This is a genomic window from Vibrio sp. 10N.247.310.17 (genome assembly GCF_041466605.1).
Classification (GTDB): Bacteria; Pseudomonadota; Gammaproteobacteria; order Enterobacterales; family Vibrionaceae; genus Vibrio; species Vibrio tasmaniensis_A.
On record NZ_JBFSTC010000054.1, the window covers coordinates 25,305 to 34,487 of the forward strand.

Annotated in this window: 11 protein-coding genes; 6 read left to right on the forward strand and 5 right to left on the reverse strand. The window is 43.9% G+C overall.

The genetic code is table 11. The annotated features are described in order from the left end of the window. Nucleotides 1–22: 22 nt before the first annotated feature. On the forward strand, nt 23–322 hold the full coding sequence (locus AB6D80_RS15130; protein WP_009845739.1) for a YfcZ/YiiS family protein: 300 nt from the start codon (nt 23–25) through the stop codon (nt 320–322). A 36-nt stretch (nt 323–358) separates the two neighbouring features. Here the strand turns inward: AB6D80_RS15130 and AB6D80_RS15135 are convergent, their stop codons facing one another. Then, nucleotides 359–661 (reverse strand): YnjH family protein, encoded by a 303-nt coding sequence (locus tag AB6D80_RS15135; RefSeq protein ID WP_009845740.1) that lies wholly within the window; start codon nt 659–661, stop codon nt 359–361. 101 nt (nt 662–762) lie between these two features. Here AB6D80_RS15135 and AB6D80_RS15140 point away from each other — a divergent pair, with 101 nt between their 5' ends. Further along, the gene (locus AB6D80_RS15140; RefSeq protein WP_012600255.1) at nt 763–1,362 is read left to right on the forward strand and encodes a hypothetical protein; all 600 of its coding nucleotides are present in this window, start codon (nt 763–765) and stop codon (nt 1,360–1,362) included. Nucleotides 1,363–1,517: 155 nt separating this feature from the next. On the opposite strand, the gene AB6D80_RS15145 is transcribed toward AB6D80_RS15140, so the two are convergent. Then, nucleotides 1,518–2,624 (reverse strand): 1-acyl-sn-glycerol-3-phosphate acyltransferase, encoded by a 1,107-nt coding sequence (locus AB6D80_RS15145; protein ID WP_372188963.1) that lies wholly within the window; start codon nt 2,622–2,624, stop codon nt 1,518–1,520. A 175-nt stretch (nt 2,625–2,799) separates the two neighbouring features. On the opposite strand from AB6D80_RS15145, the gene AB6D80_RS15150 reads away from it, so the two are divergent. Then, entirely contained in the window at nt 2,800–3,426 is a 627-nt protein-coding gene (locus tag AB6D80_RS15150) for a hypothetical protein (RefSeq protein WP_017097078.1), read from the forward strand. A 122-nt stretch (nt 3,427–3,548) separates the two neighbouring features. Here the strand turns inward: AB6D80_RS15150 and AB6D80_RS15155 are convergent, their stop codons facing one another. Then, nucleotides 3,549–4,040: a hypothetical protein gene (locus AB6D80_RS15155; protein WP_371701983.1), complete on the reverse strand. Its 492-nt coding sequence runs from the start codon at nt 4,038–4,040 to the stop codon at nt 3,549–3,551. Nucleotides 4,041–4,062: 22 nt separating this feature from the next. Continuing rightward, a complete protein-coding gene (locus tag AB6D80_RS15160; RefSeq protein ID WP_371701982.1) occupies nt 4,063–4,584 on the reverse strand; it encodes a nicotinate-nicotinamide nucleotide adenylyltransferase in 522 nt (173 codons plus the stop codon). A gap of 109 nt (nt 4,585–4,693) precedes the next feature. Between AB6D80_RS15160 and nadE the strand changes: the two genes are divergently transcribed. Further along, nucleotides 4,694–5,524: an ammonia-dependent NAD(+) synthetase gene (gene nadE / locus AB6D80_RS15165; RefSeq protein ID WP_102249397.1), complete on the forward strand. Its 831-nt coding sequence runs from the start codon at nt 4,694–4,696 to the stop codon at nt 5,522–5,524. 152 nt (nt 5,525–5,676) lie between these two features. Here nadE and AB6D80_RS15170 read toward each other — a convergent pair whose 3' ends face one another. Further along, a complete protein-coding gene (locus AB6D80_RS15170; RefSeq protein WP_371701980.1) occupies nt 5,677–7,533 on the reverse strand; it encodes an MOSC N-terminal beta barrel domain-containing protein in 1,857 nt (618 codons plus the stop codon). Nucleotides 7,534–7,751: 218 nt separating this feature from the next. Between AB6D80_RS15170 and AB6D80_RS15175 the strand changes: the two genes are divergently transcribed. Both AB6D80_RS15175 and pyrC read left to right on the forward strand, forming a co-directional pair. Continuing rightward, on the forward strand, nt 7,752–7,910 hold the full coding sequence (locus tag AB6D80_RS15175; RefSeq protein ID WP_008215717.1) for a YqaE/Pmp3 family membrane protein: 159 nt from the start codon (nt 7,752–7,754) through the stop codon (nt 7,908–7,910). A gap of 192 nt (nt 7,911–8,102) precedes the next feature. After that, on the forward strand, nt 8,103–9,131 hold the full coding sequence (gene pyrC / locus AB6D80_RS15180; RefSeq protein WP_371701978.1) for a dihydroorotase: 1,029 nt from the start codon (nt 8,103–8,105) through the stop codon (nt 9,129–9,131). Nucleotides 9,132–9,183 lie beyond the last annotated feature (52 nt).

The following is a 9,183-nucleotide window of genomic DNA, read 5'->3' on the forward strand; positions in this document are numbered from 1 at the left end:
AGACTTTGTAAGAGGATTATTTATGAGCCAAGATATTGGTAACAATGATGTATGTGAGGCTTGCGGCTGCGCAGGTGAAATCGGGTTTATCATTAAAGAAGGCGACGATGTTGCCGAAGTAACGGTTTACGGTAACTCTAAAGCACTCATTGAAACTGAGTTTGCTAAGTACGTTGAGCTTGCTAAACAAGTGTCTAGCAACGTTGAGTTTGAAGCATCAGAACTGACAGAAGAAAGCACAGAATTAAATGCTCGCTTTAAGTTTGAAGTCAGCGCTGAGAAGATTATTTTCGAACTTAAGACTCGCTCTCTAGCACGTTAATATAAGCACCAACACTCATACCAATGAAAGACGAGTTTATTTCTCGTCTTTTTTTATAATCTCAATCCAGCCTAGAGCACCATTGGTCTCAAAATCATTTTCGGCAGCACATCGAATCAACACTCCTGAAACTTCAACGACCGCACCTAGGCTATAGGCCTTATCATCATAATAACAAACTCGTTGCTGTGAACCACTCTGAGTGACGACGACTGCAGCCTTAGCGGGCGTTGATATTATTTTATTAGCATTCGCTGATACTGAACAAAATACAGAAGTTACAATCACAAAGCCTTTTAGAATTTGACGCTTTATTTCAATCACAGATTCGCCTTTCATTGTGTTCTATTCTTTTTTACCGACCAACAAATGAGTAAAACACTATGCGAGAATAATTTTTTCATTATAGTGTTAACGTCTATCGTAATAAGAAGCTTGTTATGCTCCGAATAATTGTACTTATTATTGGTTCTTTAACCATAACAAATGTGACTGCAGAACCACTCGATCAGTATCAAATATTGAACCATCTGGATAATTACGGAAACTTATATTTACGAAATAAGCCCTATACATCGCTACCGACAGGATTGGTCGTCGATGGCAATTTAAATATAGAAAAAACCGCAATCACTCGCCTTCCCAAAGGGTTGGAAGTTAAGGGAAGCCTTAAAGGCGGTAACAGCCTACTAGCCCGAGTTCCATCGGGCGTAAAAATAAAAGGCTACGCCGACTTGATAGGAAGTAAGATTACCCGTTGGCCAAAAGGTGTGAGAGTGGGTGGATTCATCAACCTCACAGATACCCCCCTAATACGGCTTCCCAACGGCTTTAGAGTAAAAGGAGACCTAAGCGTGATCCGTACTCCTTTAACCGAGCTGCCAAACGGGATAGTGGTTGATGGCGATTTATATATTGGCGGATCTGCAATTACAGAATTTCCCGATACCATGACGGTCAAAGGCAATATCTACCTAGGTGGTAACACGATTACCACGTGGCCGACCCAATTAGATCTTGGTGGTGCTGTTGCTCGCTAACCTGCCGTTCGATTGATTGATTGATTGATTGATTGATTGATTGATTGATTGACGGTAATAGCAGTACTTAGAAAAAGACACCTATACCGCTATAAAAAAAAGGAGCCTTAGGCTCCTTTTTCAATTCAATCAACGAACTTGTTTGCTAACGCTCGTTAACCAATATTCTTCACTGGGTTCGCATAGCTATCGATCAAGTACTGACGAGCACCTTGTGGCAAACTCGATAGTTTATCTTCAAACTCTTGCTTCACCGCAGCTGTAATCGACTCGTCTTCTTTTTCTGCAGCCAGTAAGTTCACAGGAAATAGTTTGTAGTTATCATGGATCTGGCGGTCAATCTCTTGAGCAAGTGCTTCAGGCGTATCGAAATCTTGGTCAATAACCTGACCAAAACCAACATGAACACGCCCTTTATTACCGATGATGCCTTGAATGATACTTTCGATATCTTCAAACTCACCCTTTTCGTAACTGCCGTTTACGTCTTTTTCAAAAAGCTCTATTGCTTTCGCTGTGTCACATGGATCGTTTTCGTATGAAATAGCCACAGGAACGATCTTCAATGATTTCACGTACTCAGGAAATACGATTTTTTGCTTACGCCCTTCAACATGGAACATCTTCAGAATTGCTGGCTCTGTGAAGTCATTGCCGTCTTTTGCACGACCTTCTTTCTGAGCGATCCAAATAGAGTTACCTGTTTCTAGAGAGTGCTTAATGTACGAAGACAACTGCCCTAGCGCTTTCATCATTTCACGTGGCCCTTTTAGAGAACGCTTTACGATGAAGCTTTTGTTCAGACGCATCAATTCAGTCGCACATGGCTTCTTTAGTAGGTTATCACCAATGGCAATACGGCAAGTTTGATGATTTTTCAGATGCAAAGCGTAATTAACTAACGCTGGATCCATAGCAATGTCACGATGGTTTGATACAAACAGGTACGCTTGGTTCGCATCCAGTGACTCTAAACCCGTGTATGTCACCCCTTTGGTGGTTTTAGCGAGCATATCGCGTAAGTACTTTTTCACTTCGATCTGAATGGATTCAACGCTAGTCAGCTTGCTCCATTTCATTTTCAAGTACACTCGCAAGATCGGGCTCATTAACGCTTTGAACCAAGACGCATGGTTTGAAAAACGATAGTGCAAGATTGCACTGATAAATTCTTCATCATTAATAAGACGGTTTAGTGCCGCAGGAATTTCATCATCGCCGTAAGGACGAATATCAACATATGGATCGGTTGGAGAGGTCATTTTTTCATTCATATAATAAAAAGCTGGCTCATTCTACGCGTTGTTTTGACTTATCGCAGCTACAGAGCCCATACTTTTGACAAGGTCAGACCAGAAACATCGAAAATGCCCTGTTATTATTGGCATTCTTTAAGATTAACGGTAATCTTGACGCCCCAAGACTAAGGTACTATCTATGAACTTCGCTATTGAATATACATCGGCTTACTTTTCACACCTGGTGATTACACCACGCAAAAAAGTACTTAAGCATAGCCTTGTATCGGTTCAAAGTGGTTTGGTTTTGATTAAGCTGGGCAAACAAGAGTATGCCGTCGAGCCAGGTCAGAGCGTCTGGGTTCCATATGACTGCCTAACATCACTGACCTACTTTCCAAACACACAGGTCAATCGTGTCGACTTTTCTGTGCGCTTGACGGATTCATTCCCAAGACAAGCGGGATACGTCACGCAAACGAACCTCTCTTCTGCGTTGCTAGAAAAGCTAGAAGTTACTAAGTCTCGTAGTCTAAAAACGAATAATACTGAGCAAGCGTTTAAAGATATGCTTTCTGTATTGAAGCAAGAAGTGTTGTCGTTTAAACCACTGCTTTGTGAAAGTGCTCTGTCTCAGCGATTCAATCAATGGAATGTTGATGACTCGAACTTACCGCAAGAGCACACATTGGTGATGGTAATGCGCGAGGCGAAGAAACGCATGCAATCAGGTCAGAAACGTACTCTTGTGATTGATGACCTGTTCTCAGGTAAAGAAGAAGAGTTCGAGCAACTGTGCATGCTCGTGTTTGGTGAAGATTTATAGCTTGGCGGTAAGTGAGAGCTGGTATTAAAACTAGCAAGCCAAATACTAAAAAGCCGCAAAAACTCAGTTTTCGCGGCTTTTTTAATTCTTAGCACTTAGACAAAAAAGAATGAACTACCTGTCTAGAATGGCAGCTCAACCTGCATCATTAAGTCTGCATCACTAGAGTCATGCCAACGGTAATCAAAACGCATACGCGGCTGCCCTTCAACTTTATCACCAAAACCGATGCTCAGTTGAAGACCATGGTTCATCAACCACTCTTCTGTCGACATATTATACTGTTCATCTTCTAGCTCTTCTGGAAACCACATACCGAGACCAACATAGTTAGACTCAAGGCTCTGAGTTAACAAAGGCGCATCTTTGCTTTGAATAACCCAATCAGACCAATAGTCTGGCTTTGATTCAGGTTCACCTTCACTTAACCCACTGAGCTCGATCATACGTTGACCGAAAGATTCAAGGCTAGTAGAGAAATCCAAGCAGCTATTTTCGTCATCAGAAGTCAGCATTACCGAATCTAGGCTAAAAAAATCACACTCAGCATATGCAGGTAAACTGCATGCTGCAATGATCATCGTCGCTGGTATCGCGCGCTTTAGCATAGTCATCAGACCTCCTAAGTGAGTGAATCTACATTATTGTATACAGTCCATTATCTTGCAATATCTTTGTAACTGACTTTGTACTCAGTTTTGCAACATCGCTTCCACTTATCAGCGCATTGCGGATATCAGTACTACGAATTTTCACTTTTTCAGGGCAAGCCATTACAGACCACTGCTCAGTAATCTCATCTGATTTATAAAAAGATGAGAACTTAAAGAAGTTGTCAGGACCTATAACGAACGTGAGTTCCGCATCACGATATAACTTCTGAAGTGCGCTGAGCACCGCATAAGTCGTTACGCTTTCACCTGGAGTAAATAGGCTCTTTTCGACCAAAGAAAGCTCCACTTGATCCAATGAAAGATCGCTAATAAATGCGTTAACTAACTGACATCTCGTATCAAAGTCTAGCATCTCTTTTCCCCAAGCATGGGCAATACTTGGAACGAGCAGGATTTTGTCAAAGTGAGCCAATGAATCAATCACACTTTTATGCCCTAAACTCGGTGGATTAAACGCACTACCGAAAATGGCTATTTTTTCCATTACTTATTACTGCCTTCTCTTTCTAAGCTTGTGCAAAGAGGTTTTTAAATCGGATGATTTAGGTATGATAACACTAGATTTTTAATTTGCTTGTAGGAAAGGAATACGAATGGAACAGTTAATTCGTGACGAAATGCGCGTACTACCTTCAATTGACCCTCACTTCGAAGTGACTCGTCGTGTGGAGTTTATCAAAACGAAACTTCAACAGTCAGGATGCAAATCACTGATCCTTGGTATCAGTGGTGGTGTCGACTCAACAACCTGTGGCCGCTTGGCACAGATGGCCGTTGATAGCCTAAATGAAAGCGCTGGTAGCGACGAGTACCAATTCATCGCGGTTCGTCTACCTTACGGTGAACAAAAAGATGAAGACGAAGCACAGCTTGCTCTCTCTTTCATTCAGCCTTCTCAATCTGTTTCTGTCAACATTAAAGCGGGTGTTGACGGGCTTCACGCAGCCTCTCACGTTGCTCTTGAAGGCACAGGTCTACTACCAACAGATTCAGCAAAAATCGACTTTGTGAAAGGCAACGTGAAAGCTCGTGCTCGCATGATCGCACAATACGAAATTGCTGGTTACGTTGGCGGTCTGGTGATTGGTACTGACCACTCAGCGGAAAACATCACTGGTTTCTACACTAAGCACGGTGACGGCGCATGTGATTTAGCACCACTATTTGGTTTGAACAAACGCCAAGTTCGTGAGCTTGCAGCAACGTTGGGCGCTCCAGAGCAACTTGTTAAGAAAGTACCCACTGCTGATCTAGAAGAGCTTGATCCACAGAAAGCCGATGAAGCAGCATTGAACCTTTCTTACGATCAAATTGACGATTTCCTTGAAGGTAAAACAGTACCTCAAGACGTATCCGATCGCTTAGTTGGCATCTACAAAGCAACACAGCACAAGCGTCAACCAATCCCAACGATCTACGATTAATTTCAGTTAATCAATAACATCGTAAGGCAAACTACGTTTTTAAAAATAGCGACGCTGTAAGAATCAAAAAGGCCGGAGGTTCATTTAACGAACTTCCGGCCTTTTCTATTTAGTGTTCTTTAATGCGTTTTTCGTAATGATCTAACGAGTCGTTAATCTACAACTTCGATATCGGTTTGAGGCACGCTACAACACGCCAAGATCTGCCCCATATTACGTTCATGATCTTGCAATGCAGGGACATCCGGTTGATGAACTTGTCCGGACTCAAGCGTCACTTTACAAGCACCGCAGAAACCCGCACGACAACTTGAAGCAATAGACACCCCCGCCGACTCCGCTTGCTCTAGCAAGGTTGATTGATTATTACCTTCGAACAGGTAGCCGTTCACACTTAACTGTAGCTGCTTCACCGTCTCTTCTGTTGACTGAGCGACACCAAACGCTTCTTGATGGTAATGCTGAGGGTTGAGCCCCATTTGAATCAGCAGTTTCTTAGCATTATCCATAAAGCCGTCAGGGCCACACACGAACGCTTGGCGCTTGTGTAGATCTTCAATTTCAGCGACATGAGACACGCTCAAACGTCCAGACAAACCATCCCACTCTTTCGTTGGTTGGCTCAATGAATAAATCACACTTAAGCCTTCGTGCTCTTTGGCGATCTGGTCAATCTCAGCTTGATAAGGGATGTCTTCTTCGCTGCTGCATTGGTGATAGAAAACCACATCATCAATCTGTCCATGGTCGGCTAAATAGCGAAGCATCGACAACATTGGCGTAATACCGCTTCCTGCAGACAAAAGCAGTAACGGGTGTTTTGGGTTTGGTTCTAAATAGAATGCACCATCTGGGTTTTGAGCAACAAGCGTATCACCGACTTGGAAGTGATCATTGAGCCAGTTTGAGATTTGACCATCGTCCACTCGCTTCACGGAAATCGCCAAACGACCTGCGCGTGAAGGACTAGAAGATAGCGTGTAACGACGAGACACTTTTTCGCCATTTATCACCATCTCAATCGGTAAATGTTGCCCCGGCTGATAGTTTGGTAATGAATGGTTCTCTTTCGCTGGCTCTAACCAGAACGTCGTGAAGTCGCGAGCGATCTCTTCACGCTCGACGCAAGTTAAGTGCAGTGACTCAACCCAAGTGTCTTCATAGTGCTCTTTCTCTTTGGTTTCAAGTACCTCAACCACGTCACCCGCTTTCACCAGACCTTCATTTTTCGCCACTAGATTCTGACCAAAGAAAACGCCACCGCGTTCATTAGCTCTGAACGTAGAAAAGGTATTAAGAGGCTCTTTTGTCGCTCTGAATTCGCCGCTCTCAACATCGACTGTCGTCAGGATACAGCGCTCACAAGGCTTCACCGCTTCGAATTCAACCTCACCAATTCGGATACGCTTCCAACCGTCTTCGGCAAAGGCTTCTGTATTTGAAACAACAAAGTTAGTGCGGAACTGATCCATTGAATGAACTTCAGGGCTGCGGCGATTGAGCTCATCTAGAGAGGCTTGGCTGATCACCAACATTGGATAGCCGTCAGCGAAACTGACATTCTGACCAAGCTTTTCTCGAACACGATTTGATTGCTCACCACAGAACAGCAGTTCTACGCGAACACCAAGCACATCGCTGAACCAATCATCCGCCTCGTCGTTAGTGGTATACGCAGTAAAGCTGTCTTTCCATACCGTTGCAGGCGCTTCTTGCATCTTAAAGTTTGCGTATTTCAGGCGCAGCGGCTCTTTACCTTCATAAGTAAAAATCAAACCGTCTGGCTGCAAGCTAGAAGACACTTTGACCATTTTAGGGTACTTACGCGCCGTCACCATTGATCCGTCAGCCAACGCCAACATAAAACGTCTGTCGAAGGTAAGGCCCTGTTTTTCGACCCAAGCAGAAGAGAGTGCAATCCCACCTACTGATTTAACCGGAAACACGTTGATTTGAGATAAGGAAGGAGCTTGCTCTGAAGCCTTTCGATCTATAGGTGACTGCGACATAACGATTCCAATGTTTTGTTGTTTGTCCCAATGCTAACAAATGGTTATAAATAGATAAACTGGCAGGCATTAAACACTTGATACTAAGCTAATATCTTGAGATGTTTAAATCACTGCCTTGTATACATTAAGACAGCAATGCATTAACACTCTCCATACGTTCTATAATGTGAACACGGTTACCGCATTGAACTTTCATTGAATAAAAAGGATTTATCATGAACAAACTCGTCATTATCATTTTATGTGTACTGCTTCCGCCTGTTGGTGTGTTCTTCGCTCGTGGCGCAGGTAAAGATTTGCTGATTAACATCGTCCTGACCTTCTTCTTTTGGGTACCAGGAATGATCCACGGACTCTGGGTGGCGACTCGCTAACCCGTATCCAAAAATAAATACCGAATTAAAACGCCATAAAAACAAGCTCCTAGCCCTGAAGAGTTAAAAATAGGATGAAATGAAAGTGCTTTTCCACTATCATCCTGTCGCCTAAACGTAAGCGATTGCTTTCACAGATTTCGCCGAGTTTAGGCTCCAACTACATAACACTTCAAATGGTGGGAGCCTTCAATGACACAACTTACGATTACTCGTCCTGACGACTGGCACGTTCATCTACGCGATGGCGAAGTATTAAAAGATACAGTGCGCGATATCAGCCGCTACAATGGTCGAGCGTTAATCATGCCAAACACCATCCCACCGGTAACCGATACCGAAATGGCTCTTGCTTACCGTGAACGCATCATGGCAGAGCAGCCAAGTGAACAGTTCCAGCCTCTAATGGCACTTTACCTAACAGACAACACAACACCTGATGAAATTCGCAAAGCGAAAGAATGTGGCGCTGTTGTAGCGGCGAAGCTATACCCTGCTGGCGCGACGACAAACTCGGATTCAGGTGTAACTTCAGCTCAAAAGATCTACCACGTACTAGAAGCGATGCAAGAAGTGGGTATGTTGCTGCTTGTACACGGTGAAGTAACGGCTCACGATGTTGATATCTTTGACCGTGAAAAAGAGTTCCTAGACACGGTTCTAGCACCGATTGTTAACGACTTCCCTAACCTGAAGATCGTTCTAGAGCACATCACGACTGCAGATGCAGCGACTTTCGTTAAGAACGCTAGCGAGAACGTAGCGGCAACCATCACAGCTCACCACTTGCTTTACAACCGTAACCACATGCTGGTTGGCGGCATTAAGCCACATTTCTACTGCCTACCTATCCTTAAGCGCAACACACACCAGTTAGCACTTATCGAAGCGGCAACAAGCGGTAGCAAGAAGTTCTTCTTGGGTACCGATTCTGCGCCACACGCGAAAGGCGCTAAAGAGTCAGCATGTGGTTGTGCAGGTTCTTACACAGCACACGCTGCGGTTGAACTGTACGCTGAAGTATTCGATTTAGAAGGCAAGATTGAGAACCTAGAAGCGTTCGCGAGCCACAATGGTCCGGATTTCTACGGCATGCCACGTAATACAGACACCATCACTCTTGTTAAAGAAGAGTGGAACGTTGCTGAAACCATGCCTTTCGGTTCAGACATTGTTGTGCCAATCCGTGGCGGCGAGACGATTGCTTGGGCTGTAAAATAAGGTTCATCGCGGCTTTCCGGGGAAAGCCGCTTTTATCTTCAAGAAGAAGTAG

Bases quoted from the DNA above. Each gene is read 5' to 3' on its own strand.
- AB6D80_RS15130 (WP_009845739.1), top strand. From the start codon at position 23: ATGAGCCAAGATATTGGTAACAATGATGTATGTGAGGCTTGCGGCTGC.
- AB6D80_RS15135 (WP_009845740.1), bottom strand. From the start codon at position 661: ATGAAAGGCGAATCTGTGATTGAAATAAAGCGTCAAATTCTAAAAGGC.
- AB6D80_RS15140 (WP_012600255.1), top strand. From the start codon at position 763: ATGCTCCGAATAATTGTACTTATTATTGGTTCTTTAACCATAACAAAT.
- AB6D80_RS15145 (WP_372188963.1), bottom strand. From the start codon at position 2,624: ATGACCTCTCCAACCGATCCATATGTTGATATTCGTCCTTACGGCGAT.
- AB6D80_RS15150 (WP_017097078.1), top strand. From the start codon at position 2,800: ATGAACTTCGCTATTGAATATACATCGGCTTACTTTTCACACCTGGTG.
- AB6D80_RS15155 (WP_371701983.1), bottom strand. From the start codon at position 4,040: ATGACTATGCTAAAGCGCGCGATACCAGCGACGATGATCATTGCAGCA.
- AB6D80_RS15160 (WP_371701982.1), bottom strand. From the start codon at position 4,584: ATGGAAAAAATAGCCATTTTCGGTAGTGCGTTTAATCCACCGAGTTTA.
- nadE (WP_102249397.1), top strand. From the start codon at position 4,694: ATGGAACAGTTAATTCGTGACGAAATGCGCGTACTACCTTCAATTGAC.
- AB6D80_RS15170 (WP_371701980.1), bottom strand. From the start codon at position 7,533: ATGTCGCAGTCACCTATAGATCGAAAGGCTTCAGAGCAAGCTCCTTCC.
- AB6D80_RS15175 (WP_008215717.1), top strand. From the start codon at position 7,752: ATGAACAAACTCGTCATTATCATTTTATGTGTACTGCTTCCGCCTGTT.
- pyrC (WP_371701978.1), top strand. From the start codon at position 8,103: ATGACACAACTTACGATTACTCGTCCTGACGACTGGCACGTTCATCTA.